The sequence below is a fragment of the Paenibacillus prosopidis genome (assembly GCF_003337375.1).
Taxonomy (GTDB): Bacteria; Bacillota; Bacilli; order Paenibacillales; family Paenibacillaceae; genus Pristimantibacillus; species Pristimantibacillus prosopidis.
In genome coordinates this window covers 318892-344232 of record NZ_QPJD01000003.1, presented here as the reverse complement: position 1 = coordinate 344232, position 25341 = coordinate 318892, and the positions used below count along the sequence as shown (strand labels likewise).

Here is a 25341-nt window from a genome sequence, read left to right as displayed (position 1 = left end):
GACTCAAACTGGGTTAGCTTAGGGCTGTCTTGGCTTTGCCCGATTGGTCGGTGCGGCTGTGTAAGGATCATCCGGCCAATAATGCTTCGGATAACGTCCCTTTAAATCCTTTTTCACTTCGAAATAAGCGGACTCCCAGAAGCTGCGCAAATCACGGGTCACTTGAACAGGACGCTGCGAAGGCGACAACAAATGAAGCGTTACCGGCAGCCTGCCTCTGGCAAGACGCGGCGTATCCTTCATGCCGAACAGCTCTTGCAGCCGCACCGCCAATACAGGTGATTCCGGATCGCTATAGTCAACCGGAATGCGCGAGCCGCTTGGAACAGTAATATGCGTCGGAACCTGCTCGTCCAGCTCCTGCTTCTGCTTCCAGCTCAGCTTGCCTTCAAGCAGCTGAAGCATCGGCAGCTTTTGGAGGTCCGAACGGCTCTTCATCCCGTAGATATGCGGCTTCAGCCATTGCTCCATCGTATTCAGCAAGGATTCATCAGAAGCATCTGGCCAATCCTCACCGCTCAGCGCCATGAGCTTCATGCGTGCCTTCAGCTGCAAAGCTTGCTTGCTCATCGGCAGCATGACGAATCCTGCTTGACGAATAGCGGCGAGCAGTGTATCCGCTACTTGATTTTCATCCGGCTGCTGCAGAGGCGACTCTTTCATAATAATCGAGCCCAACCGTACACGCTTCCTTGCCCGCACAGCTTGCGAGGCTGAATCCCATTCCACAACATCCTCCGAAGTTACGTAACCGGATAAATACTGTTCAATATCGTTTAATGTCAATTCTGCCGCGAGACGAATACGACTCTCTGTACCTGCATCGTCCAGCTCACACGTAGTTAGGTAAGCGGAGCGTGATAACGGCTGAAGCTCCGGCAGCACCGCTCCTCTACCGTTTGCCAGCAAATAGCGGCCATCGCTGCGACGCTGTGCGATCCGATCCGGGTAAGCATACGCAAGCAGGACGCCGAGCGGCATTGTTTGGCCGGCAAGCTTTGCTGGAATGGACTCCACTTGACTAATCGCATTCGTAACTGTTTTAACTTGCCCGGCAATCCGCTCCCATTGATCCGCTTGAGCTATTATTCGATAGGCGGCTGCGCTGCCAGGATGATCGGACCTGCCGCCTTTCTCCGAGCTACCATCTCTTCCTGTCAAACGATACAGCAAATCTAACCGGAGCTGAATATCAACATTTCGTTCTTGAGGCAGCAAGTCCCGTTCGCTTAATAAGGCAGCTAACTGGCAAGCCGCACGGGAATATCCCCGTTCAGCCGCTTGCAAAATCATAGCCCCGAGGCGCGGATGAAGACCGAAATGCGCCATGCGGGTGCCGGTATTCGTCGGTTTGCCGCTTTTATCAATGGCTTTTAACTGAAGCAGAAGCGAAATCGCTTGCTCATAGGCTGCTGCGGGCGGCGCAGTCAACCACTCTAATTCAAGTGGATCTTGAATTCCCCAAACGGCCAGTTCCAATGCGAGTGAAGCGAGGTCTGCTTCAAGGATCTCCGGCTCACTTTGAGCAGGTAAATAGGGCTGCTCCTGCTCCGTCCAGAGCCTGTAACAAACGCCGGGAGCTAGTCGGCCTGCCCTGCCCCTGCGCTGATCGGCCGATGCTTGGGAGACGGCCACAGTCTCCAGCCGCGTCATACCCGTTCGCGGCGAGAAACGCGGAACACGCATGAGTCCGCTGTCTACAACGATCGTAATCCCTTGCACGGTTAAGCTCGACTCCGCAATGGATGTGGATAGAACGACCTTTCGTTCTCCTTCTTGACAAGGAGAGACGGCTGTGTCCTGCTTCTCTAGCGGCAGGCTGCCATGCAGCTCTTCTATCCGTATATGCGATTCCAATCCTGCTTCCACTAACCATCTCGCCGTACGTCGAATTTCTGCCACGCCTGGCAAGAAAGCAAGCACATCGCCCTCATGAGCACGCAGCGCTTCCAATATTGTCCGCCCCATTTGCGGCTCAATGCGGCCGACAACACGTGATGGAGCATAATTTGTGGAAACAGGAAATACACGCCCTTCACTTCGAATAACGGGCGCACCGCCTAGCAGCTCGGAGATAGGCTCGGCATCAAGCGTTGCCGACATAACGACTAGCCGAAGATCATCACGGAGCAGCGCTTGCGATTGCAAGCACAGTGCCAGTCCCAGATCACCATGCAAATGGCGTTCATGAAATTCATCAAACAAAATGGCACCAACTTGCTCAAGGGCGGGATCCTCCTGCAGCATGCGTGTCAGCACGCCTTCGGTTACAACTTCTATGCGTGTTCGCGGACCGATCCGTGTGTCCAGCCTTACACGGTAGCCTACTGTCTCTCCAGCCTGTTCACCGAGCGACCTGGCCATGAACTGCGCCGCCGATCTTGCGGCAAGCCGGCGCGGCTCGAGCATAATCATTTTTTTGCCCAACAACCACGGCTGATCTAGCAATGCAAGCGGAACGCGCGTCGTTTTACCAGCCCCCGGTTCTGCTATGAGCACTGCGTTGACATCGTCCTGCAGCGAATCGAGCAGCTTCGGCAATACCGCATCTATTGGGAGTTGCAGGTGATTCATTCTGATTACTCCTTCATCCATCTCGATCTATTTTACGATACGCAGCATTTGTACGACCGGACGGTTATCGCCAGGCAGCGAAGCTTCATTGCTTAATAGCTGCGATGAACCGTCGCCATCCAGAAAAATCCCGTCAACGAGCTTTCCGTCACCTATGCTATCGACAACTGCTTCACGAAATTCCGCTAACGAGCCTTTCGTTTCACTTACGATTAAATATAATGTACCTTTATCATCGTAAACGGCCGCTGAACGCAATCTTTCATCATCTGGAAAAGGAGCATGCTCCGTTACGGTTTGAGCAACCCAACGGTCGTCGTCCCCGAGGCTCATGCTGATGCCGCCTTGTGCCCAGAAGCGGGTATGATCCTTTACCTTCAGCTCAGAAGCAAGTCTTGCGATCTGCACGCTAAGCGAATCCGATGCTCCGTCCCATACAAGCGTCCCCCGTGCATATTTGACATTTTCACCGCCGGCTCCGAAATTCCCGATATCCCCGTTCACCGGAAGGCTATTAACCACACCTATGCTAAGCAGCTGATTTCCATAAAAAAATCCGCCGTTAATCCCGACTTTCCCTGCAAGAGTTACGTTGTTCTGGATAGCTTCCAGCGTCACGTAGGCAGGCTTCGTTTGCAGCACATGGAGCTTCATCCCATTAGGCGCAGCCGCTGCTGCGTATGTATAACTGAGTTTTTGATTCAGATTAGTCTGATCGTCAGGCGTACGGTTGCCCAGAGCAATAATCATCAAATACAACATAACCGCCAATACAGCCGTTATGGATGCCAATATACCGACTACGGCAAATACACGCTTCTTGCTCATCCGAGCAGTTTCTCTCGTTTGCATCTCTGTCCAATCTCCTTAGCTTTGTTCATTTAAACCAGCCTTTTGCCCGGAACCAAGCGTACATGCTAAATCCAATCACGAACATAAGCGTTAATACCGCAAAATATCCCCAGTTCCATTCAAGCTCCGGCATGTTGCTAAAATTCATTCCGTATATCCCTGCTAAAAAAGTCAGCGGCATAAAAATCGTCGTAATAACGGTGAGCGTCTTCATAATCGTATTCATCCTGTTGGAATTATACGAAATATAGCTATCGCGCAAATCAGCCGTCATCTCTCTGCAGGAGTCCATCATTTCCGATAGCTTGAGCAGGTGATCATATATATCGTGATAAAATGCTTTGTACGGCATTAATTCGTCTATGCGATCGGAATTCGTTAACCGATACAGCAGGTCACGCATCGGAATAATCGTTTTGCGCAGCCGCAGCAGCCTGGAACGAATGCTGAATATATCACTCATTGCCGTTTGGCTAAGTCCGTCGGTGCTGCCGATTTCCATATCAGCCAGCTGATCTTCAAGCTCATGCACTGCAGGGAAATATTGATCGACCAGCTTGTCCATGACCAAATAAGCTGCATACAAATGGCCGTTTTCTCCGATTTTCACGCTTGTTTTCAGCTTCGTGCGAGCCTCTTCAATTTCGGGCGAGGGCTCGTAATGGAACGTTACGATAAACCGAGGTCCTATGAATATATTGATTTCGTTAACCGTCAGCGTCTTCCGTTCAATGGAGTGAAGCACCAAAAAATGGACGTCTTCGTAATGATCTATTTTCGGACGCTGAAGCAAGTGGTAGCAATCCTCGATCGCTAATGGGTGAAAGTGAAAAAAGGTATCGAGCAGCCTGCACTCATCCTCCTTCGGATCACAGAAATCAACCCAATACCATTCGAGGTCAGCCGTCTTCAGCTGCTCAATCGTCATGTCTGTCACCCATTGTTTCTCTCTTGTAAAACCAATTATCCGAATCAAAGTTCAGGCCCTCCATTTTTACGACTGCTATAGAATTTACGATTCAGCTGATCATGCGATTGTTCTATTTTACATGATTTGCTGACGGCTGTAATTGGTAATTGACTATAGTTGTACAGATTTGTCGTTATATTTGGCATAAAGGAGCTCTTCGAACCGGCGTCTTTCATCAAGATTCAAGTCGAGCGAGCGAAAATATGATTTGTCTAGCAGCATTTTCTTGATCTCGTCATTGTTCTCAAGTATTTTGGTGAATCGCTCATCCTTGTAAACATATTCAAACCATTCATACTCACGAGCCCATTTCCTCAACTTCTTCATATACTGCCGCTGTTTGCGATTCGCGAATCGGTCTGAGCCTTCCGTTATAAATAAATCGGCAAATAATTCGAGTACGATTTCTATAAGAAATCCCATTAGCTATTCCTCCCCACAAATCATAGCCGTCAATTGGGAATATTTCGATTCGATAACTGAATAGCGCTAGTTTCTAGTTTATTAATTAATCTGAATTGTTGCAATAATGCTAGATTTAGCTCTATTCCTGTGCTTTCAAATAGTCCTAAAATGTCGCTGCCTTTATTAAGATATCGTTTTAAGTGAAGCCCTCAAATTATAACACCAAAGCTTCCGTGATTTGGATATCATTTGTCATGTCCGTAAACCAATTCGGATACAAGGAACCTGGCCGCGTTAAGTGAATCTTTCCAAGTAATTCAGCTTGTTCTTGAGTGATTTCAAAACCCTCACTCTGTTCAAAAAAGGCTAAACTAAGTACGATATTTCCTTGCAGCGTAAGATAACCATTTGCCTGTTCAAATTGCTTTTTAAATTTAGTGGAACCACAAAGAGTTACTACCTTCATTAGTGTTTTCCTCTCTTCGTCTATTTGAGCTTCGTCACTCTTACCTTTTCTTACTCAACACTTTTATTATCGCTCTTATAATCATGTATAGAGTAAAAATACAGGCCATTGTAAACAAGTAAGATGTAAACTTGAAGCTTATCCACTGTGCGGTCATGGTAACTGATCCATCAGAATTGACAACTTCAGGTGATGAATTTAACTTAAAAAAGGCCATGATCAATAAAGGTGCCGAAGCTGAAATTATTACACCTATGATTATATCTTTCAATTTGAACATTATGTTCCCCCCACGTATATTATAGTTTGTCGTTACATTTTCTCTCTTTAAAGTAAGAAGTTGCCTCGGCAGCTTTCGCGAATTGCAACAGCTAACTAGCTGCAATTGCTATGGAGCCTTCTTCTAATCTCGTTCACGAGCAAAATTTTCTCCTCTTCGGATATTGCATCGGCGATTAGCTTACGTGCTGCAATAGGAGCAATCCAAGGCTCAATGTCTGCATAACCGATGCCGGACAGCTTTTCGTATTCCTCAATAAACATGCGAATGCTAGCCTCGCGCGTTGCATTTAGAAGGACACTCGCTTCACATGGCAAATGCGGGGGTAATATAGCATATCGAATCATAATGATGTATTCGGCCAAATCCGCTTCCGGATTCCCGGACGAAGCATTGTTCCAGTCAATAATGACCGCATCGTTATCCCGGAGCAGTATGTTGCCCGGGTTCGGATCTCCATGACAGAGCTGCTGCTTCATCGGCAATTGATCCAATTGGGCGATCACTGCTAATTTGTCGGCCTCAGGCAAATATTGCGCGCGACGAATGTCACGTTTGATGTTTTCCCTTTGGATCGGCATATTCGGAACCGAATGCGTATGGATTTGATAAAAAAGTCGTGCCGTAATTCGGGCGCCGACGTAGTCGTCGAACACATTTAATGGTAGTTGCAGCTTTGACTGCTCTACTGCTCTTTCAACAAAACGCTTCATGATCGAATCGCCATAAATACGTTCGAACACAATACCCGATCGACCTTCTATTTTCACCAGCTCAAACGGCTGGGGAACAGGCAGCCCGCACTCCCATGCGATTCGACAATGATGCAATTCTGCTTGTAAAGCAGCGGTGCTCGTATTAGGCTTTGCTAATTTGACGATCTTGCTCGCGTCCTCCCAAACAAACACTTCTGCACATCCGCCTTCTCCAATTTTGTTGTCAAATTTATTGATCATGTTGTCTCGCTCCTTCTTTGGATTTAATAAGTGAGACCTTCTTTTTGCAGCAGCATCTCGTACATTTCTCGTATCATTTCAATAGCTTCGTTAATGTCCAGCTCCAAAGTGTGGGAGTTAAGAAGCGTTCCAATGCCGATTAAATAGATTGTTAGTTTTAAGAAAATGCGCTTGAGTTGATTGTCTGGTACGTCGTGCAGCCTTTTGCTGTATCTCATATAGTAAGTGGTCAATTCTTCTCCTAAAAATTGATCCGTGTGCGGATTGTATTTTCTGTATCCGGAAAGATATAAAGTTCTAAACAGTTGCTTCTCATTCTGTGCGAAGTACAGGAAACCGATTGTAATGTTCAGAGCAGGAGAATTGGCGCTGTCCTGATACTCCATCATACTATTGCGTGCAAACTCGGTTGCTTTGTCGTACACGCTCGTTTTCAACTCTTCAATGCTGTTATAGAGGCTATAAATAGGCTGGGTGGAGCATTTAAGCGACTTAGCGACGTTTCTCGCGGTTATAGACTCAAATCCTTGCTTCCGAACCAGCTCAAACGCGGCGGATAAAACTTTTTCTTTCGTTAGTTCTGCTCTTGGCGGCATCTATTCTTCCTCCATAAAAAATAACATATGTTATATAACTAATGTTATTATTTGTGATCAATTGTGTCAAGCGTAATTACACTAAGCGTACAACGGCCTCCGCCTTGCTAATCAAATCAATATAAGTGTTTAGTACTCGGGATCAGATTTAGTGGAATGCACGCAAAAAAGCCGTAGATGAACGAAGGTCCATCTACGGTGTCAAGAACATCTTTGTCATTTCTCTATCCCACCAAGTCCTAGTCCTCCTGCTGCGTCCGCGTTGCTTCAAGCACCGTCTTATACACGGCTTCGCCAATCGCACAACCGATTGTTGTAGCTGCGCCCGCATAAGCATGCACCGCGTTCCAATGCGCATGCTGAGTAACGCCAATGACAATCGCATCGGTTGTGGTACCTGTAGCTGGTTGTCCGTTTGCCCTCTCAATAATCCCTAGCTGCTGCAGCGCCGCAGTTTTGGCTTCAGTAGCCGTTATAATGGCATTAACCATTGCTGCCTCGGTCATCTGACCATCGATCAAAATAATCGTATTAATCGTTCCAGGCTTATAAGCAGAAAAGGTATTGCGCGCCAGGCCGGCTCTTGCAGCGTTACGTGTGCCGACGGTCGTGCAGCAAAGCAGCTTGAACCTGTCGCCTTCAAGTTCAGTTATTGATGCATGGGACAGCTTTGCCGCCGTTATCAGACCGATCGTATGCTGGTGATTGCAGCCCCATTGCCCGCACAGCCGCACAATATCTTGTGCAGGATCATCACATTGATAGGTAAGAGGCACTTTCCAGTTAATGATTTTTTCCGCATACGAGAATCCGCCGGGATGAACGGCGCTGCTGAGCGCATACATCCGATCGGGACAATGTGTTTCAATACGATCCTCCAGCAAACGTAAGCTCACTCCGCGCAATAATATGGACTCGTATATACTTCCGCTTCGGAATGGCTGAGTCATCGCATGCTCTCCTTATCCATGCCAAGAAGCTCATAAACAAGAGATATGTTCAGGTGGCGGCGCGCGTGCTCGGCTAATCGTTCGAACGCGTTCTCCCGCCGCTCCTGGAACCGAAGATCGGCAGGCAGGCGCTCCAGCCCTTTCGATTCGCGAATACCATTAAGCCACTCTCTGCGAAAATCGTCATTGTGCAAAATGCCATGAATAAACGTTCCCCACACCTTCCCGTCCGGCGAGCATGCTCCTTCCGCTTCATAATCGGCAGCCTCAGCCGTCTTTTGCAACGATGTTTGTACCCTTATATGAAACGGTTGAAAATTCGGCCTACCCTCCGGTTGCCAATTAACCTCACCCATATGAATCTCGTAACCTTCAATAGGAGTTGGCTGCTGCGAGCTGTTCAACCGACCATAACCCTCTACACGAACCGTTCTCTTCTCCTCCGCGAAGCTTACCTCGAATGGGAAAAGGCAAAGCCCCGCCGCTTCCTCCACTTCCGACTCCACGTGCAGCGGATCCAGAAGCCGCGTTCCAAGCATTTCATAGCCGCCGCAAATGCCGGCCGTCCAGCCGCCGTCAACTGCATGCTTTTGCAGTAAATCTGCCAATCCTGTTTCCTTCAGCCAAAGCAAATCCTCGATCGTATTTTTGCTCCCGGGAAGGATTATAGCGTCGGGGTCGCCCCACTGGTTAGCCCGATCGATATAGCGCAGCTTAATGTCCGTCTCAAAATGAAGCGGATCGAAATCCGTGAAGTTGGATATTCGCGGCAGCCTAATAACGGCAATATCCAGTTGATCGTGCTGATCATTCACAGCGGTTAAAGCATCTGAAGGCTGCTGTTTGCTGTGCGATAGAGACAGCGAATCCTCATCCTCCAGCTCCAAGTTCGGCATATAAGGCAGTACGCCGAGCACCGGCTTGCCTGTCCGGGCTTCAAGCCAATCCAGGCCAGGCTGGAGCAATGCTACGTCGCCGCGAAACTTATTAATAATAAATCCGCACACCCGGTCCCGTTCATGCTGTTCCAGAAGCTCCAGCGTACCGACTATCGATGCGAACACGCCGCCGCGATCGATGTCTGCCACAAGAATAACGGGAGAATCGGCCCACGCCGCCATTCGCATATTGACGATATCGCGATCCTTTAAATTGATTTCTGCCGGACTGCCCGCCCCTTCGAGCACGATAATGTCATAGGCTTCCCTCAGCCTTCCCAGCGATTGCTGCACGATTTCTCCGGCAATTGGCAAATAGCTCTCTCTATATTCGCGCGCATTATAATCTCGCAGCGGCTTACCGTGAACCACAACCTGCGATGACATTTCACGTGTTGGCTTCAGCAATATCGGATTCATATCAGTCGTTGCCAGGATGCCGCACGCATCAGCCTGCATTCCCTGCGCTCGGCCAATTTCCTTGCCGTCCCAAGTTACATAGGAGTTAAGCGACATATTTTGCGATTTAAAAGGTGCCGTGCGCCATCCGTCCTGCGTGAATACACGGCAAAGAGCGGCCGTTATCAGACTTTTACCGACATCGGATGCCGTGCCTTGCACCATAATCGTACGGCCTAAACCTGCTTGCGCAGCGGACATCTGTTTTGCACGCGTATCCATTAGTCCCCACGCTCCCCGTCTCGATTTATACATTTCATCATCGCCACTAGCAGAAGCTCATTATGCTCACGCAGCTTAACAGCAACGCGAATATACGTATGATCAAGTCCGGGAAACCGAGACGCGTCGCGAATAAGAACACCTTGCTTGCCCATCTCGAGCTGAAGCATGCTGGCACTAAGTCCAGCCTCCCGCGGAATACGAAGCAGCAAATAATTTACCGTGCTTGGGTATACTTCAAAGCCAATCGCCTGCAATTGAGCAGTAAGCCACGGCCGCTCCTCCTTCAACCATTCCAACGTCTGTGACGCAAAATCAGACTCATCCAGCACTGCCTCGCCAATTAGCTGCGCCAATGAATTAACGCTCCATGGAACCTGCAGGCGCCGCAAACCGCTTAACGCTCTTGGTGTACCTACGATATAACCGAGACGAATACCCGGTATTGAGTAAAATTTCGTCATCGAACGGATGACGAACAACCGTTCATGACGTGCAGCTTCCCGAATAAGGCTGTAACGCGATTCGTCCGGTACGAAATCCATAAACGCTTCATCGACGACCACATATGCGCCTGTATTCAAAAGCTTCATAATTAGTTCAGGCTCGACGAGTTGTCCCGTCGGATTGTTTGGCGAGCCGAGCATAAACAGCGATCCACCCGCTGCAGCGCTGGTTAATTGCTCCGCTTCAATATCTAAAACAAACTGTTTGTCCGCCGATAATTTTATCTCGTATACCGCCCCGCCTATTTTGCGGACGGCATCTCCATACTCGTCAAAGCATGGGACGGCAAGCGTAGTCAAATGCGGCTGTAGCGCACGTACGATTAAATCGATTAATTCCGCCGCTCCGTTGCCAATGACAATCGATTGCTCATCGATATCATGATGCAATGCCAGCTTTCGTCTCAGCCCGCGCACTGCCGGATCCGGGTATTGCCCTATCATGTCTGCATACGAAGACAATGCTTTTCTAACTGCGGCAGGAGGTCCAAGCGGATTCATATTCGAGCTGAAATCAACAAACTGCTCCGCAGGTAAACCAAACGCTTCCTCCGCTGTCCGCAAATCACCGCCATGACCAAACCTTTCCAGCATATGTCAGTCCAACTCCTTCTTTATATATTCAGCCATAGGACAGCCATAAACAGCAGCGCCGCTTCAATGGCTTCATTCATTGCGCCATATGTATCTCCGGTTAATCCGCCTAGCTTACGGTTAAGCCATACGGCAAGCAATCCACCACATGAGAGCGTCACTGCAAGAGCAATGAACAGGAGCACGAACGCCTCGTGCAAGGCTATTCCTTCTATTATTAAGAAAATGAAAGTAATGGCAGACGCAAGGAGCATCGAAGCAGCAGCCTGCACACCTTTAACGCCATTAAATAATGCCCCGATTCCTTCACCTGCACGCGCGTTAGGCCAGCCTGCTATCGCCATAGCCATCCAAGCACGACTCCAGACGGGACAAACGATTAGCAGCGAAAAGATAATTTCTGCTTTATCGTTAACGAGCAGCTCAGCCAACAGCGATGCTTTAAACAACAAAAGCAGCACTGCCGCAAGTACCCCCATTGCACCAACACGGCTGTCCTTCATGATTTCGAGCATGCGTTCACGGGAACGATGGCTAAGCACACCGTCTGCCGTATCCATCCAACCGTCCATATGCAGGCCTCCGCTAAGCGCCGTCCATAATGCAAGCATAAGCACAGCAGAAGGCCAAGCCGGCACAATGAATTCTAACAGCCAGGCTGCTGCAGCAAGGCAAATCCCTATTAAAGCTCCAGCCAGCGGAAAATAAATAACGCTCCTGGTAAGCACAGGTCCGTTGAAAGGAATCGTGACGGGAACGGGAAATCGTGTCAAAAATTGAAAAGCGGCTATAAGTGCTTGAACATGCAGCTTCAACGAACGACGAACCATACTGCGATCACTCCCGCAAATAAAATAAAGCTGACACCATACAATAGGCGGACCGTCAGCACAATATCATCCGGCTGAAGCGGGCGGATCGGCCAACCCATTCGTGCCCGCTCGCTCGCAACACCGAAATATACAATCTTTCCGCCGAGCTCGATCCCAAGCGCGCCTGCCACAGCTGATTCAGGTATGCCGCTGTTCGGGCTTGGATGACGGTGAGCGAAAGCGAAGACGGCATGTACCGCTCTTCCAGCATTCATACCCGGATATACCATGGCCAGAACCACAAGCATTACGCCAGTTAACCGGGCAGGAATAAAATTCAATACATCATCCACACGAGCTGAGCACCAGCCAAACTGTTTATACTTCTCGTTCCGATAGCCGACCATAGAGTCCAGCGTATTCGCCGCGCGATACAGCATCGCGAGCGGAGCGGCCCCGAGAATCGCGAATAACAAAGGTGAAACTAGAGCGTCCACTGTATTTTCAGCAACCGTCTCGACAGCAGCCCGCGAAGCCTCCCGATTGTCGAGCTTCGCGGTATCCCGTCCTACAATATAGCCGACATACTTCCTCGCTTCATCCAGCCTGCCTGCAATAAGTGGCTTATAGACAAGCATAGCAGCTTCTTTTAAGCCCTTTACGGCAATTGTCGTAGAAATAAACCATGCGCTAACCGCATAACCAAGCCATAAATGCACGGCATCCGCAGCCCAAATAATGACCCACATCACTGCACAGCTAAAAGTCAAAGTAACAAAAGTTAAAATAACACCCAGCGCCTTTACCGCCAAAGGACGATGTATCATACGCTCTGGCGCGAGTATGCTCTCTAAAAAGCGAATAAGCCGGCCCATCCATATGACAGGATGGGTCGGCCATTTCGGATCGCCCACGATCCAATCAATGACAATCGCTGCTGCCGCAAGCAGCAGCGTTTCCTGTATAGAATAGAACATCATAGCTGATCCCACCTGAACGCTTGCGATTTTAGCTCAATCGGGATACCCGCCGTTACGAGAAATACACGTTCGCAAAGTAAAGCGATTCGTTGGTTCAGCCGTCCTGCTTCGTCTCGGAACAGTCTTCCCAGCGGATAGGTAGGTACGATTCCGTCCCCTACCTCATTTGTAACGATGAGCAGCTGAAAAGGATAGTCGCGGATAGCCGCAAGCAGCTTATTCGTTTCATCCTCTAGAAGCTTGCCGCTAAGCGGCTCTTGATCGACTCGCAGAAGCCAATTCGTCAACCACAGCGTTAAGCAATCGAGCAGAACGACAGGAGGCTCTACCCCATTTTTCGCAGCCTCGGCTATTTGCTTTCCTAATCGGCCAAGCAGCTCTGCAGCGGAATAAGGCTCCTCGACCGTTTCCCACTCAAAAGCGGATTCCGTCCGGTCAAGCCGATGCTTGGCAATCCGTTCATTCATCTCATCATCATAAGACTGGCATGTTGCAATATAAATACCACGGGCCCCCGCGTGCATTGCATATTGCTCTGCAAAGGCGCTTTTGCCGCTGCGGGCACCGCCGGTTATGAGAATGGCCACTTTAAATCACCTAACCCTTAGATACGCCTGCACTCTCGAATGTCGCCATTTCCTGCATGAGATGAAGCGCAGCGTCAATAAAATGAAAGCATAATACGGCCCCAGTGCCTTCTCCGAGCCGCATTTCCAGCTGGATGGGCGGCGACAAACCGATTGATTCAAGCTGCTTTAAATGACCCTGCTCCTGAGATAAATGGGACGCAATCATATAAGGCTTTGTTTCCTCCGCAATCTGTGATGCGACCAGCGCTGCAGCCGAAGAAATGTATCCATCGATTACGACCGGGCATCCGTTCGCCGCAGCTCCGATTATAACACCTGCCAGTCCGGCAATTTCCGCCCCGCCTACCTTCGCCAGCACATCAATCGGATCGGACGAATCCGGCTTATTAACAGCAATTGCACGCTTGACTACGTCAACTTTATTCAACCAGGCCGCATCGTTAATGCCCGTTCCCCGGCCAACGGAATTCTCCGGAGACAACCCGGTCAATACGGTCGTAATAGCCGCGCTAGCCGTCGTATTGCCGATGCCCATCTCACCCGTTGCAAATAAACGGAAGCCGCGCTCTACCTGCTCGTTAACGACCTCGACGCCGACCATGATCGCACGTAACGCATCCTCGCGGGTCATTGCGGGCTGCTTTGCCATATTTGCCGTACCTCTTACAACCTTCCGGCTAACCAGAAGTTCATGCTCCAAATCTGCGTTTACGCCAATGTCCACACATACGACATCCGCTCCAGCCTGTCGAGCCAACACATTAACAGCTGCGCCGCCGTTCAAAAAGTTCATGACCATCTGCGGCGTTACCGCCTGCGGAAAGGCACTTACCCCTTCGTCGCAAACGCCGTGATCTCCAGCCATCACAATGACCGCTTTTCTTGTAAAATCAGGCCACAGCTGACCGGTAATCCCAGCGAGCTGACGCGCCATAGCTTCCAGCTTGCCTAAACTGCCTGGCGGCTTCGTTAAGGAATCAGAGTGACGTTCGGCTAACATCGCAGTCTGCTCATCAAAAGGCTTAATGCGTTGAACCGCTTCCGTAAGCTGCAAATACAATTTATTTTCCATATCCCATACCCCTTCAAGCCTGCTGCTTATATTGATTATTTATTTGAATTCGGCTGAAGCATAATTTGCGGAGTTCCCGTCAATGGATGTTCGATAACAGCCGTTACGGTTTCATAGACCTGCTCAATCAGAGCGGAAGTCAATACAGCTTGTGGCGTTCCGGCTGCCGCGACCGTACCTCGGTGAAGAACGACAAGCTCGTCACAATAAAGCGAAGCCAAATTCAAGTCATGCAGTACGGCAATAACCGTTAACTTACGTTCACGCTGCCATGCACGAACCGTATCGAGCAGCTGCACTTGAAAGCCGATATCCAAGTAGGTCGTTGGCTCATCGAGCAAAATGATAGAAGGCTCCTGCGCCATCAGCTTCGCCAAAGCGACCCGTTGCCGCTCGCCACCGCTTAGCTGATCCATTTTGCGATGCTCAAGCTCTCTTAAGCCCATCGCCGTTAGTGCTTCATCAATGGTAGTCTCCGAATCATGCTCCTCATTGCCCAGCCAGTTTTGAAACGGATATCTGCCCATGCTCACGACTTCACGGACCGAGAAGCCGACTGGCGGCAAACCGCTTTGCTGCAGCACAGCCATTTGTCTTGCAAGCTGCTTGCGCGGAAAAGAATAAATGCTTCGCCCGTTCAGCAGTACTTCGCCCTGCTTGGGTTGTTCGACGCCGGACAATAGATGCAGAAGCGTAGATTTCCCAACGCCATTTGGTCCAATGATACCGTACATTCGTCCTTTTTGAAACGAGCAGGAAAGATTATTCAGCACCGGACGCCCTTCAACTGACTGGACAATGCCTCGTGCTTCTATCATAATGAACCTCCTTGCTTCAGCTTGCGCCGGTGCAATAAGTAAGCGAAGAAAGGTGCGCCGATTAAAGCGGTAACAACGCCTAGCGGAATTTCTTTCGGCGATAACACGTTTCTCGCCAGCGTATCTGCCCATAAGACGAACACGCCCCCGCCTATCGCAGATAAAGGCGTGATCAACCGGTAATCCGGACCAACGAGCAATCGTATCAGATGCGGAACAACGAGCCCGACAAAGCCGATAACACCCGATACGGATACAGCGGCTGCCGTAAGCAGCGTTGAACTGATCAATACGATCAGCTTCGTCCGTTCGACACGAATACCAAGGTGCGCCGCGTGCCGCTCTCCAAGTACGAATAAATTAAGCGACTGGCCATATACAAGCAGCAGCGGAAATCCTACAGCAAGAAACGGCATAAGCATATACATATTGTCCCAGCTGCGCATCGCTAACGAGCCCATAAGCCAGAATAAAATTTGATTGACGACGCTTTCCGACATAGACACCATAAACGATACGAAAGCTCCCAAAAACGATTGTATGATGACTCCTGATAAAATAAGCGTTTCAATTTGCATGACGCCCTTATTGCGCGAAAGCCAGAAAACGCCAAGCAGCGTCACCGTTCCGGTACAAAACGCGACTAGCGGTATGGTCCACATCCCAAGTGCCGCTTGGAGGCCGAACAATATAATAAAAGCGGCGCCTACCGAGCAGCCCGAGGCGACACCTAGCGTATAGGGATCGGCTAGCGGATTGCGCAGTACCCCTTGAAAGCCGGTCCCTGCCAGCGCAAGACAAGCGCCAACGAGGACTGCCAGTAAAACGCGTGAAAGCCTGACCTGCGTTACGATCGCTACTTCTCCGGGCGAATAGTCAACAGGCTCGTCTGCAAGCCACGGGAGTTGGTGAATGAGAATCCCCCATACATCCCGAACTGAAATGCCTGCTGAGCCGATCGATAAACTAACAACGATAGAAACAGCAAGAAGGAGCATAGCTGCTCCTCCATACCAAAGTAATTTATGCTTCATAGGTTTATTTAACGAGATCCGGGTGAATCACTTTTACAAGCTCGAGCAGACCGTCTGCAAGACGCGGACCAACACGTACGAGCGGATCCTCAGTCACTGCATGCATTTGCTTGTTTTTCACCGCATCGATGACATCCCAGCCAGGACGGCTTTCAATGCCAACAACAATTGGATTCGGGTCCTCCTTCAAAGCAGGATAAATAATCAATTGAGGATTTTGCGTAATAACTTCCTCAGCGCTAATCTCGAACCAGCCTTGCTTAGCCGACGCAATATTTTGTCCGCCTGCAAGCGTCAGAAGCTCATCAAGGAATGTGCCGGTTCCGACTGACCAGCCCGGCGAAAACTCCAGGTATACCTTCTTTTTCTCTGCATTCTTCACCGCATCGGTGACTTGCTGCTTAGCCGTACGCATATTGTCGGCAACAGCAGCCGCTTCGGTTAGTTTATTCATAATTTTACCTAAAGTCTCGATTTTGGCAATGACTGCATCATAAGTCAATGGATCCGATGCAAATACTGTAATGTTCAATTCACGCAGCTTCGTGATCGCTTCCGTGTTCATCGAGGATGATGCAAGGACCAGATCAGGATTCAGCGCAGTGACCGCTTCAATATTGGTCGTCATATCGCCAACTTTCGGCTTCGACGCCGCTTCCTCCGGATAGTTGCTATATTCATCTACACCAACCACTTGTTCGCCGGAGCCGATTGCATAAATTGCCTCTGTCTCGCTTGGTACAAGCGTAACCACTTTCGTCGGCGCTTGCTCGAATGTCACTTCTGTTCCTGTGTCATCTTTAATAGTGAGCGGGTAAGCTGCCGCTTCTTCCGTCGGTGCCGGCTCGTTCGTCGCGCTTTGCTCCGTATTAGCTGCCGTATTGCCTGGTTTGTTCTCTGTGTTTGTGTTTGCGCCGCATGCTGCCGTAAATACGAGCATCATCGTCAGCAGCAATCCAAACAGCGTTTTCATCATACTGCGGTTGTTCCACTTCATTGTTCTCTACACCCCTATAAATTTTTTTTCGTATAAAACAAAAAAAGCATTTCTGACAAATGTGCCAGAAATGCTGTCATACGCCTCATAAAATAACAAAGCGAATAGCTTCTCCAACACCTCCCTAAGTCCACGTAGGGTAAAGCGTTATGATAAACAGGCAGGTCTCCTGACTCGGATTTCACAGCCGGTGTCTTCCCAGAGCGTAATGCCCAGTGACGTAATGCCGGTGCGCTGGCAATCGCTGAGCATACGCTCGCTTTGCCGGTCCTTACAGTGGCGGGTCCGTGCCGGATTTTCACCGGACTTCCCTATTAAGCTTCAACGAATGTCGGAGATGAAAATTTAATCTCCTCATACTAACTCGTATCAGCACCTATTTATTAACTATGAAATTATCAGTAGTTACTATACACCGTCTCTCATAATTTGTCCACCCTTACTGTTGTATTTATTATCGTTCTGCGCCATACGTCTGAAGCATAGTTAACGTAGTGACTGCTTTTACTTTATTCTTTTAAAATTGAAAGCTAAATAAGTCAATGGGAGGTAATCCTTTAACATGATGCCGCTTAACAAATCGTACGCGCCCATTTACAAGCTCATTGCCGTAACCGCACTTCTTATCGTATTTGCGCTTACCTGGATTCAATCCAGCGAAGAAGCCCCACCGCCTATTACGGAGCATTCGTTCGAGATAGGACATGCGATTTGGACGATCCGTCCTTATCCGGCAAAGGTTCTTAAGAACAATACGTTTACGCTCGAATTGACTGACTCAGCTGGAACTCCCCTGCAGGGAGCATCCTTAGCGATCAAGCTGGACATGATTGGCATGGTTTGCGGCGATGTCGTATTTAAAATGAAGGAAGCTTCTCCCGGTCACTATACAGGTGAAGGGATACCGCTAATGGCCGGGATGTGGAAGGCGACGTTAACGATTGAAAACGGCGATAAGACGTACGCATTAGAAAGGCATCTGCAAGCGGTGCGTTAAACAGCCATCCTTACCAAAGCCATGGTGAAAAGGTCGGTATAACCCCATTAACAGCTAGTCCTCTTAAGATCGATAATAATCCAACCGCAATCGCCGTAATGAGCCCTGCTTTGCGCATGAAACGCCGCCACTTTTTATTGGCAAAAGCAGCAATCGACGCAGCTAACGCCAGCGCCGGGACAGTGGATAGTCCAAACAGAGCCATAACGGAGGCTCCTTCAAATGCGGAACCCGTTGATGCCGCCGTCATTTGCATGGCATATGTCAAACCGCAGGGCAAGAATCCGAATGCAATTCCCGTTGCGAGCAGATGTACCGATTCTTTGCTCTTGGAACGGTGAATATCGCCTGCCAGTCTTTTGTGAAGAAAGGTTGACAGACGCTGCATAAGAGGAAGCTGAAACCTGCGCCACAGCCATAATAATAGAAAGCAGCCGCCAATAATAGAAGCAAGTCCTTGCACACCTGCAAGCTTACCTGCCACGTCAACAAACGAACCAACAGCTCCCATTACAGCCCCTAACACCGTGTAAGAAATAATACGTCCTGTATTATACAGCAGCGTCGACTTGCGGACGGATGCAGTCGAATGCAGGGAAACGGAGGACACGATGCCGCCGCACATCCCGATGCAGTGGGGAGCACTGAATAGTCCCGTCAACACAATTAATCCAAGCTGATGCCAAGTCATTGTCATTAACTTGCTCCTGCATAACGCTTAAGCTTACCCGTTAACCGCAGCGCGTTGGCAACGACAGAAACCGAGCTAAGGGCCATCGCTGTTCCGGCCATCCAAGGCTCAAGCAGACCGAACGCAGCGAAAGGAATGATGATGACGTTATAGAGAAATGCGAATGTCAGGTTTTGCCGGACATTTCGAATCGTCAACCGACTAATGCGAATCGCTTCGGGAATAGCTTTCAGACGCTCTAAGAGCAGAGTCATATGACCTGCGCTTAGAGCCGCATCCGTACCATCCCCCATCGCAATCCCAACGTCTGCAGAAGCGAGTGCCGGAGCGTCATTCCAGCCATCGCCTGCCATGGCAACCCGTTTCCCTCTTCGCTTCAGCTCTTCAACAAGCGCAAGCTTGCTCTCTGGAAGCATCGATGCATGCACCTCGGAGATGCCTAGCGCTTTTGCCGCGGCGCGGGCAGGCGCTTCATGGTCACCGGTTGCCAGAAGAGCGGTCACACCGAGCTCCTTCAATTCCTTCACCGTCTCGCGCGCGTTAGATTTAATCATGTCGCTTAACGCTAGAACGCCAACGCATTCCCTTTCGATTGCTGCGTACAGTACCGTTTCACCAGCCGTTTCACGAGCCTGCGCGAAGGCCTGCACCTCTTGGCCCATTTGCCAGCCCCGTCCTGCTGCAAAACGGGCATTGCCGACCGCGAACGCTTTCTTCTCTATAACAGCTTCAACCCCGCCACCAGGGGTATATGCTAGTTGTTCGGCCTCCGGAATAACAAGTCCAAGCTTCACTGCTTCACGTCTGATTGCAGCTGCCAGCGGATGCGCAGATTCAGATTCGGCAGCGGCTGCCAGCCGCAATAACGAAGCCTGGCTTCCCTTAACCGCAAGCATCGCGCTAACACGCGGCTTTCCTTCGGTCAACGTGCCGGTTTTATCGAAAATAATAGTTTGGATTCGCGCCAGCCTCTCAAGTGCACCCGCTTCCTTAGCAATAATGCCTTGCTTTGCCAGTCTACCTGAAGCGATGACAAGCGAAATCGGCGCTGCTAAGCCGAGCGCGCACGGACACGCCGCCAATAAGACCGCAATTGCGCATACGAACGCCTTACTCCAGTTGCCGGGATCGAGCAAAGCCCCCCATAAAATGACCGTTAATAGAGCGAATACGAGCATAATTGGTACAAACCAGCTTGCAGCCGCGTCAACATTACGCTGAATAGCCGATTTTGACCGCTGCGCTTGTCTGACAAGCTCCTGAATACGGTTAAGCATCGTATTGTGACCAGCTGCTTCTGTCCGTATGCGTAGACGGCCGCTTTCGTTGCGTGTACCCGCCCATATAGGGTCGCCCTCACGCTTCGTAATTGGCAAGCTTTCGCCTGTAAGCAGCGACTCATCCGCCGAGGAAACTCCACCGCAAACAATACCGTCAACCGGCACGATTTCTCCAGCCTCTACGATCACGATGTCGCCGGCTCGAACAAATTCCGTTTTCATGTGAATGACTTCCCCTGCCCGTTCGACGGCAGCCATTTGACCTTGCAGCTTGCCGTAGCCGTCAGAGCCTTGCTGTGCGCGGAGCGAGGCCGCGGTTTCAATATATTTGCCAAGCAGGACAGCCGTGATGACCACAGCAGACGTTTCGAAATATAGCGCGGGCGCATGAGCGGCAGCATCCGACTGACGAAGCAGTCCGTCCTGAAAAACCACATAATGACTGTATAAATAAGCGGCAGTCGTGCCTAAAGCGACAAGCACATCCATATTCGCGCTGCGCTGACGCAGTGCATAATAAGCCCCAAAATAAAACGGCATTCCAATGACAAATTGAATAATGCTGGCAAGCGCTAATTGAAGCCATGGCATCAATAGCCATGCTGGCAGCAGGCCGAGAAGCGGCTCAAGCGGCGGAAGATGACGGATCATGCCGGCAAGGAGCGGAAGCGTAAGAATCGCTGCAACGATAAGCCTCAGCCTGAGGGTGTTATGCTCCTTATATAATCCTTGCCGGGGAGATTCGCTCATAAGCGCAACAAACCCGAGCTGCTTCACACGCTCTGCAATTTGCTGAGGCTGCAATAGATGTGCCGAATATTGTACCCATGCCGTTCGAAGCGGGAAACTGACCGCCGCCATCTGCACTCCTTCCATTTTGCCAATGGCCTTCTCTATACGTACCGCACAAGCCGAACAGCTCATTCCTTGCACGGCAAAATCTATCGTTACACTCATATCTGACTTATCCGCAAGCTCTGTATGCTTCAACCGCCGCACCCGCCTTCCACTCTTCGCCGATATATGCCTGTACCTCTGCGTTAAACTATATGACAGGCAAGCGAATTGCATGAATGGAACATGCAGCTACATTCTCTTCGGGGTTGGCAGACCTAGTATTTCAAGTGCTTCCTGCATGGTCTGCTTATAACGGTCCGTCAGCCATAGTCGAAAGCTTCTCTTCTGACCTTCCGCTTTCAGGATCGGACATGTTGCATAGAAGTGATTGAACAAGGTAGAGAGGTCATGAACATAGTTGCACAAATAATTCGGAGCAAGCTCATTTGCCGCTGCTTGCAGCGTCTCCGGCCAATAAGCAAGCTGTCTCAGCAGACTGTGTTCCTGCAGCTCAAGCTCTTGGAACATTTGCCATTCTGATGGCATAGTTATGGACGTTTCGTTCGCTTTATCCAAAATGCTGCATGAACGCGCATAGGAGTAAAGCAAATATACACCCGTATTGCCAGACACTTCCGTTGCTTGCTCGAGGTCAAATACGACCTCCGTTTGAAGATGGAACCTTAACAGATAGTATCGAATAGATGCCGCTGCAATGGCGCGACTGGATAGACCGGCTTTACGGGAACGCTTAGCGTCAATAATGAGCGCCATGCGCGCCAAGAACTCCGCAATCTTAATCCCGATACCTTGTCTGCCCGACATCGCATAAGCGTGCTTGCCATCTGATGTATCAATGCCTAACCCTTTTGCTGTATCGGGACTTAGGGATACCACTCCGTAGCTGACATGTCTGAGATTAGCTGCTTGCTCCTCGAAGCCTAAAGCGAGCAGCGCCTGCTTCACCATAGCCTGAGGATACTCCTGTCTTTGGTCGATTACGTTAATGACCATATCCGCTTGGCCGATTTGCTTCTTCACGCCGTTCGGGTGCGTGGACCAAAGGCGATCCGAAAACTTTTTGTACCGGAAATCTTTATCCAGCATGCCAAACTTCCAAAGATGATAAGCAATATCCTTGGCCGTATAGGTCAAAATGCCATTGGAGCGAACCAATACTTTATCGGATTGGAACTCGGATTGCGATGGGTCCCCTATACCTCCGTCGTTATCCGGCTGTTTGAGCACCCAGCACCCTTTCAGCTTGCCTTCCTGCTCTTGGCGGAAAATAGACGTCATCTGCAGAAGCTCAAATGCCCGCGCCCAAAATCCTTCACGTACGATGCTGCTTTCCCACACTAGAACATCATAAGCGATACCAAACTGCTTCATTTCCTCGACATGCTCGCGAACGATTCTTTCTGCGATCAGCAATCCCATCCACGCTATATTGGAATGGCCTTCTTCCAGCTCCGTCAGGACTTTCGTACGATGCTCAAGCAAATCTGGTTGTTCCTTGTAGACTTTATTGATTTTGGCGTACGTCTCCCAGCAAAAATCGCCAAACCGCAGGTAGGGCTGCTCCGTCGATGTATGAAGGATCCCGACAACCGTATCGGCGAGCTGGTTTCCGAGGTCATCGATATAGTTATGCACTTCGATCTGATGACCTGTTTTTTTCAGCATACGCGCTAAAGTATCTCCAATACAGGAATTGCGCAAATGACCGATATGGGCTGACTTATTCGGATTAATCGACGTGTGCTCGATGAGAACCTTTTTACCGGATGGATGTGTTGCACTCGTTAGAAGGTCCGATTGAAACGCCCACTTTTGCCAATCCAAATAAAAATTAATGAAACCTGGCGGAGCAACTTCAATTTTGTTAATAATGGAGCTCAGATTTGTGTGTCCGAGCAGCCTCTCTTTAAACTCGTGGGCGATTTGGAACGGAGCGCGCTTTAATAGCTTTGCAAGCTGCATGGCGATATTACTGCTATATTCTCCGTGTTCAAGATTTGCCGGGTGTTCAACCGTTATCTTTAGATTTTCAGGCCGCAGCAGGCTGGCCTCCTGCAGGATGTCTTGCGTAATATCATCAATGGCTGACGTGATTTTTCTACTTATCATCGCTTTTTCCTCCATTCGCCTAAAACAAAAAGGCTCCCGTCTCTAATTAAGAGACGAGAGCCGAAATGTTCCCGTGGTACCACTCTAAGTGTCAACCCTAAGGAGGATTAACCACTCGCTTTTGTAACGGTCGATGACCGGATCTGCCTACTGCGACATGCTCGGTTCGGCAAACCATTTCCCGGGTCCGCTTCATCTTAGACATCCGTACCGGCTTCCACTGACCCGGCTCGCTGTGACTATCCGTCATAGACTACTGTCCCATTCATAAATGTTAATCCTATTAGCCAATTGTTTCTTAGATGTATTTATACAGGAATTGGGTATTTGTGTCAAGAAAGAAGTTCTCCTCATACTATAAAGCCACAATAAACACGCTTTGGGGGAAATACAAACATGAATGTATACCTTGATGATAAAAGGCCCTGCCCTTCAGGATTTCACTTAGCAAGGACAGCTAAAGAGTGCATCACGCTAATTAAATCCAATAAAATCGCAACGCTCTCATTGGATTACAACTTAGGTCATGGTAACCCGACCGGATACGAAGTAGTCAAATATATGATTGCGAATCATCTATATCCCCGAAAAATCATCATTCATAGTGCTAGTGCGTTCGGTAGGAAACGGATGTTTAAGCTGCTTCAAAAACATAAGCCGCAACAAGTTTCAATTTATATACGCCCTGCTTTACAAGCTTATACTAAGCAGGAATAACTTCTTTGTTACCACTGTTAAACGCCAGTACAGCGGTTGTTGCATCCGTTGTCTGGCGTCGTCTTTATCAATGTAATTAGAGTAGTCTTATTCTTGTTCCAATACTCCCGTTGTCTCTTGTGATGCCATTTGTTTTTGCGCTTTCGCAACTTGATTGCGTTCATGATTGAATTCGTTAGATTCGCTGAATTTTTTATTATCATTTTGAAGCTGTTCTTCTGTCTTTACTGATTCCGACTCCAGCATATGTATCCCCTCCCGCCTATAACTTCAAATTTTCTGTATCCTTCTTTTCTCTCAAAGTTACGTGTAGTATGTCCATAAGATGGGAATTAATTTCTAAGCGAAGATAAAAACAACCATATATTTATCCATAGACACTACTGGATTACCTGAAAGTGCTTAAAGCACTTCAAAGTGCGTACTTTCCAAGTGCAGCTCCTCCATTCAAAATAATAGTGAATGAAGCACATTATAAGGAGCTGAAACACTATGAATAATGAATCCCCCGTAATGCGCAAAATCGCCTTGGTCGTTGGCGCAAATGGTGTTATCGGCCGCAATCTCATCGATCACCTCGCTGCTCTGCCAGATTGGGACGTGATTGGATTATCCCGTCGAGGCGGAGAACCAAACGGCCGTGTCCAGTATGTGGCGGTCGACCTGCTCAATAAAGACGATATCAATGAGAAGATAAGCCGTTTTACTGAAGTAACGCATATCTTCTATGCAGCCTATCAAGACCGCCCTACTTGGGCTGAACTTGTTCCACCGAACCTCGCGATGCTAGTGAACATTGTCGAAGCGATCGAACCCATTGCGCCTAGTCTGAAACATGTCAGTCTAATGCAGGGCTACAAGGTATACGGTGCACATCTCGGCCCGTTCAAGACGCCGGCCCGCGAGACCGACGCTCACCATATGCCGCCTGAGTTCAATGTCGATCAGCAAAATTTTTTAGAACAACGGCAAAAAAGCAAGTCCTGGACATGGTCGGCGCTTCGTCCGTCGGTCGTCTGCGGCTTCTCGCTGGGTAATCCGATGAACCTTGCCATGGTTATTGCGATCTATGCCTCAATCTCAAAGGAGCTTGGCTTGCCGTTGCGTTTTCCAGGCAAGCCAGGCGCTTATAGCAGTCTCTTGGAGATGACGGATGCCGGGCTCTTGGCTAAGGCAACGGTCTGGGCGGCGACTGACGAGAGTTGTGCCAATCAAGCGTTCAACATTACGAACGGCGATCTGTTCCGCTGGAACGAGCTATGGCCGAAGATCGCCCGCTATTTCGGCTTGGAGATAGCGCCCCCTCTGCCAATGTCACTGGATGTCGTCATGAGCGACAAAGAGGAGCTCTGGAACACGATGGTCGAGAAGCATGAGCTTGCATGGCATTCCTACAATGACGTATCCTCCTGGCGTTTTGGCGACTTCGTGTTTTCATGGGATTATGACTTCTTTGCCGATGGATCGAAAGCCCGCCGCTTTGGTTTTCACGAATACATCGATACCGAAGCGATGTTTATGAACATCTTCGACGACTTCCGACGACGCAAGGTTATCCCATAATCAATGATACCAGATAAGCCGTCCTGTTAATTTGGACGGCTTATCGAATATGTTA

24 protein-coding genes, 1 riboswitch and 1 other annotated feature are annotated in these 25341 nt (G+C 49.3%); of the genes, 3 read left to right on the top strand and 21 right to left on the bottom strand.

Annotation, left to right across the window (positions count from 1 at the left end; all coding sequences use genetic code 11):
- Positions 1-18: 18 nt before the first annotated feature.
- The 17 genes from hrpB to DFP97_RS06365 all read right to left on the bottom strand — a co-directional run bounded on the left by hrpB (position 19) and on the right by DFP97_RS06365 (position 17071).
- Positions 19-2574 carry an ATP-dependent helicase HrpB gene (gene hrpB, locus DFP97_RS06450; RefSeq protein ID WP_181873378.1) on the bottom strand — a complete coding sequence of 852 codons (2556 nt, stop codon included), beginning with the start codon at positions 2572-2574 and terminating at the stop codon, positions 19-21.
- Positions 2575-2601: 27 nt separating this feature from the next.
- A complete protein-coding gene (locus tag DFP97_RS06445) occupies positions 2602-3426 on the bottom strand; it encodes a hypothetical protein (protein WP_114379153.1) in 825 nt (274 codons plus the stop codon).
- Between the two features lie 25 nt (positions 3427-3451).
- Positions 3452-4402: a magnesium/cobalt transporter CorA gene (gene corA / locus DFP97_RS06440; protein ID WP_114379152.1), complete on the bottom strand. Its 951-nt coding sequence runs from the start codon at positions 4400-4402 to the stop codon at positions 3452-3454.
- Between the two features lie 105 nt (positions 4403-4507).
- On the bottom strand, positions 4508-4819 hold the full coding sequence (locus DFP97_RS06435; protein WP_114379151.1) for a hypothetical protein: 312 nt from the start codon (positions 4817-4819) through the stop codon (positions 4508-4510).
- A gap of 196 nt (positions 4820-5015) precedes the next feature.
- Positions 5016-5267 (bottom strand): hypothetical protein, encoded by a 252-nt coding sequence (locus DFP97_RS06430; protein WP_114379150.1) that lies wholly within the window; start codon positions 5265-5267, stop codon positions 5016-5018.
- A gap of 375 nt (positions 5268-5642) precedes the next feature.
- Positions 5643-6503 (bottom strand): aminoglycoside phosphotransferase family protein, encoded by an 861-nt coding sequence (locus DFP97_RS06420; RefSeq protein WP_114379148.1) that lies wholly within the window; start codon positions 6501-6503, stop codon positions 5643-5645.
- A 23-nt stretch (positions 6504-6526) separates the two neighbouring features.
- A complete protein-coding gene (locus tag DFP97_RS06415) occupies positions 6527-7099 on the bottom strand; it encodes a TetR/AcrR family transcriptional regulator (RefSeq protein WP_114379147.1) in 573 nt (190 codons plus the stop codon).
- Positions 7100-7338: 239 nt separating this feature from the next.
- Positions 7339-8049, bottom strand: coding sequence for an adenosylcobinamide amidohydrolase (locus tag DFP97_RS06410; RefSeq protein WP_114379146.1), 711 nt, complete (start codon positions 8047-8049; stop codon positions 7339-7341).
- Entirely contained in the window at positions 8046-9668 is a 1623-nt protein-coding gene (locus DFP97_RS06405) for a cobyric acid synthase (RefSeq protein WP_245975938.1), read from the bottom strand. Before DFP97_RS06405 ends, DFP97_RS06410 begins: the two co-directional genes overlap by 4 nt.
- The gene (gene cobD, locus DFP97_RS06400) at positions 9668-10768 is read right to left on the bottom strand and encodes a threonine-phosphate decarboxylase CobD (RefSeq protein ID WP_114379145.1); all 1101 of its coding nucleotides are present in this window, start codon (positions 10766-10768) and stop codon (positions 9668-9670) included. Before cobD ends, DFP97_RS06405 begins: the two co-directional genes overlap by 1 nt.
- A gap of 20 nt (positions 10769-10788) precedes the next feature.
- The gene (gene cobS, locus DFP97_RS06395; RefSeq protein ID WP_114379144.1) at positions 10789-11598 is read right to left on the bottom strand and encodes an adenosylcobinamide-GDP ribazoletransferase; all 810 of its coding nucleotides are present in this window, start codon (positions 11596-11598) and stop codon (positions 10789-10791) included.
- Positions 11580-12560, bottom strand: coding sequence for an adenosylcobinamide-phosphate synthase CbiB (gene cbiB / locus DFP97_RS06390; RefSeq protein WP_114379143.1), 981 nt, complete (start codon positions 12558-12560; stop codon positions 11580-11582). The genes cobS and cbiB overlap by 19 nt, the downstream gene beginning before the upstream one ends.
- Positions 12557-13147: a bifunctional adenosylcobinamide kinase/adenosylcobinamide-phosphate guanylyltransferase gene (gene cobU, locus DFP97_RS06385; RefSeq protein WP_114379142.1), complete on the bottom strand. Its 591-nt coding sequence runs from the start codon at positions 13145-13147 to the stop codon at positions 12557-12559. The genes cbiB and cobU overlap by 4 nt, the downstream gene beginning before the upstream one ends.
- A gap of 10 nt (positions 13148-13157) precedes the next feature.
- A complete protein-coding gene (gene cobT, locus DFP97_RS06380; RefSeq protein ID WP_114379141.1) occupies positions 13158-14222 on the bottom strand; it encodes a nicotinate-nucleotide--dimethylbenzimidazole phosphoribosyltransferase in 1065 nt (354 codons plus the stop codon).
- 35 nt (positions 14223-14257) lie between these two features.
- On the bottom strand, positions 14258-15040 hold the full coding sequence (locus tag DFP97_RS06375) for a heme ABC transporter ATP-binding protein (protein ID WP_114379140.1): 783 nt from the start codon (positions 15038-15040) through the stop codon (positions 14258-14260).
- Entirely contained in the window at positions 15037-16074 is a 1038-nt protein-coding gene (locus tag DFP97_RS06370; protein ID WP_114379139.1) for a FecCD family ABC transporter permease, read from the bottom strand. The genes DFP97_RS06375 and DFP97_RS06370 overlap by 4 nt, the downstream gene beginning before the upstream one ends.
- Positions 16075-16078: 4 nt before the next feature.
- Complete coding sequence (locus tag DFP97_RS06365; RefSeq protein WP_114379138.1) at positions 16079-17071, bottom strand: ABC transporter substrate-binding protein; 993 nt, start codon at positions 17069-17071, stop codon at positions 16079-16081.
- 142 nt (positions 17072-17213) lie between these two features.
- Positions 17214-17443: riboswitch (cobalamin riboswitch) on the bottom strand.
- Positions 17444-17633: 190 nt separating this feature from the next.
- On the opposite strand from DFP97_RS06365, the gene DFP97_RS06360 reads away from it, so the two are divergent.
- A complete protein-coding gene (locus DFP97_RS06360; protein ID WP_114379137.1) occupies positions 17634-18068 on the top strand; it encodes a FixH family protein in 435 nt (144 codons plus the stop codon).
- A 10-nt stretch (positions 18069-18078) separates the two neighbouring features.
- Here the strand turns inward: DFP97_RS06360 and DFP97_RS06355 are convergent, their stop codons facing one another.
- The 3 genes from DFP97_RS06355 to DFP97_RS06345 form a co-directional block, all read right to left on the bottom strand.
- A complete protein-coding gene (locus DFP97_RS06355; RefSeq protein ID WP_114379136.1) occupies positions 18079-18765 on the bottom strand; it encodes a sulfite exporter TauE/SafE family protein in 687 nt (228 codons plus the stop codon).
- A complete protein-coding gene (locus DFP97_RS06350; protein WP_181873377.1) occupies positions 18765-21029 on the bottom strand; it encodes a heavy metal translocating P-type ATPase in 2265 nt (754 codons plus the stop codon). Before DFP97_RS06350 ends, DFP97_RS06355 begins: the two co-directional genes overlap by 1 nt.
- 96 nt (positions 21030-21125) lie before the next feature.
- Positions 21126-23006: an arginine--tRNA ligase gene (locus tag DFP97_RS06345; RefSeq protein WP_114379134.1), complete on the bottom strand. Its 1881-nt coding sequence runs from the start codon at positions 23004-23006 to the stop codon at positions 21126-21128.
- A 46-nt stretch (positions 23007-23052) separates the two neighbouring features.
- Positions 23053-23284, bottom strand: a binding site (T-box leader).
- A 118-nt stretch (positions 23285-23402) separates the two neighbouring features.
- Between DFP97_RS06345 and DFP97_RS06340 the strand changes: the two genes are divergently transcribed.
- Positions 23403-23723 (top strand): cyclic-phosphate processing receiver domain-containing protein, encoded by a 321-nt coding sequence (locus tag DFP97_RS06340; protein WP_114379133.1) that lies wholly within the window; start codon positions 23403-23405, stop codon positions 23721-23723.
- Positions 23724-23810: 87 nt separating this feature from the next.
- Here DFP97_RS06340 and DFP97_RS30635 read toward each other — a convergent pair whose 3' ends face one another.
- Positions 23811-23969, bottom strand: coding sequence for a hypothetical protein (locus tag DFP97_RS30635; RefSeq protein ID WP_181873376.1), 159 nt, complete (start codon positions 23967-23969; stop codon positions 23811-23813).
- A gap of 246 nt (positions 23970-24215) precedes the next feature.
- Here DFP97_RS30635 and DFP97_RS06335 point away from each other — a divergent pair, with 246 nt between their 5' ends.
- On the top strand, positions 24216-25286 hold the full coding sequence (locus DFP97_RS06335; RefSeq protein WP_114379132.1) for an SDR family oxidoreductase: 1071 nt from the start codon (positions 24216-24218) through the stop codon (positions 25284-25286).
- The last annotated feature ends 55 nt before the right edge of the window (positions 25287-25341 follow it).

What these genes read in the sequence shown, in the direction of transcription:
- DFP97_RS06420 (WP_114379148.1), bottom strand. Translation starts at nt 6,503, where the DNA reads ATGATCAATAAATTTGACAACAAAATTGGAGAAGGCGGATGTGCAGAA.
- DFP97_RS06340 (WP_114379133.1), top strand. Translation starts at nt 23,403, where the DNA reads ATGAATGTATACCTTGATGATAAAAGGCCCTGCCCTTCAGGATTTCAC.
- DFP97_RS06345 (WP_114379134.1), bottom strand. Translation starts at nt 23,006, where the DNA reads ATGATAAGTAGAAAAATCACGTCAGCCATTGATGATATTACGCAAGAC.
- DFP97_RS06410 (WP_114379146.1), bottom strand. Translation starts at nt 8,049, where the DNA reads ATGACTCAGCCATTCCGAAGCGGAAGTATATACGAGTCCATATTATTG.
- DFP97_RS06435 (WP_114379151.1), bottom strand. Translation starts at nt 4,819, where the DNA reads ATGGGATTTCTTATAGAAATCGTACTCGAATTATTTGCCGATTTATTT.
- DFP97_RS06360 (WP_114379137.1), top strand. Translation starts at nt 17,634, where the DNA reads ATGATGCCGCTTAACAAATCGTACGCGCCCATTTACAAGCTCATTGCC.
- cobS (WP_114379144.1), bottom strand. Translation starts at nt 11,598, where the DNA reads ATGGTTCGTCGTTCGTTGAAGCTGCATGTTCAAGCACTTATAGCCGCT.
- cobT (WP_114379141.1), bottom strand. Translation starts at nt 14,222, where the DNA reads ATGGAAAATAAATTGTATTTGCAGCTTACGGAAGCGGTTCAACGCATT.
- DFP97_RS06365 (WP_114379138.1), bottom strand. Translation starts at nt 17,071, where the DNA reads ATGAAGTGGAACAACCGCAGTATGATGAAAACGCTGTTTGGATTGCTG.
- cbiB (WP_114379143.1), bottom strand. Translation starts at nt 12,560, where the DNA reads ATGATGTTCTATTCTATACAGGAAACGCTGCTGCTTGCGGCAGCAGCG.
- DFP97_RS30635 (WP_181873376.1), bottom strand. Translation starts at nt 23,969, where the DNA reads ATGCTGGAGTCGGAATCAGTAAAGACAGAAGAACAGCTTCAAAATGAT.
- cobD (WP_114379145.1), bottom strand. Translation starts at nt 10,768, where the DNA reads ATGCTGGAAAGGTTTGGTCATGGCGGTGATTTGCGGACAGCGGAGGAA.
- hrpB (WP_181873378.1), bottom strand. Translation starts at nt 2,574, where the DNA reads ATGAATCACCTGCAACTCCCAATAGATGCGGTATTGCCGAAGCTGCTC.
- DFP97_RS06370 (WP_114379139.1), bottom strand. Translation starts at nt 16,074, where the DNA reads ATGAAGCATAAATTACTTTGGTATGGAGGAGCAGCTATGCTCCTTCTT.
- DFP97_RS06335 (WP_114379132.1), top strand. Translation starts at nt 24,216, where the DNA reads ATGAATAATGAATCCCCCGTAATGCGCAAAATCGCCTTGGTCGTTGGC.
- DFP97_RS06375 (WP_114379140.1), bottom strand. Translation starts at nt 15,040, where the DNA reads ATGATAGAAGCACGAGGCATTGTCCAGTCAGTTGAAGGGCGTCCGGTG.
- DFP97_RS06445 (WP_114379153.1), bottom strand. Translation starts at nt 3,426, where the DNA reads ATGCAAACGAGAGAAACTGCTCGGATGAGCAAGAAGCGTGTATTTGCC.
- DFP97_RS06430 (WP_114379150.1), bottom strand. Translation starts at nt 5,267, where the DNA reads ATGAAGGTAGTAACTCTTTGTGGTTCCACTAAATTTAAAAAGCAATTT.
- DFP97_RS06415 (WP_114379147.1), bottom strand. Translation starts at nt 7,099, where the DNA reads ATGCCGCCAAGAGCAGAACTAACGAAAGAAAAAGTTTTATCCGCCGCG.
- DFP97_RS06355 (WP_114379136.1), bottom strand. Translation starts at nt 18,765, where the DNA reads ATGACAATGACTTGGCATCAGCTTGGATTAATTGTGTTGACGGGACTA.
- DFP97_RS06405 (WP_245975938.1), bottom strand. Translation starts at nt 9,668, where the DNA reads ATGGATACGCGTGCAAAACAGATGTCCGCTGCGCAAGCAGGTTTAGGC.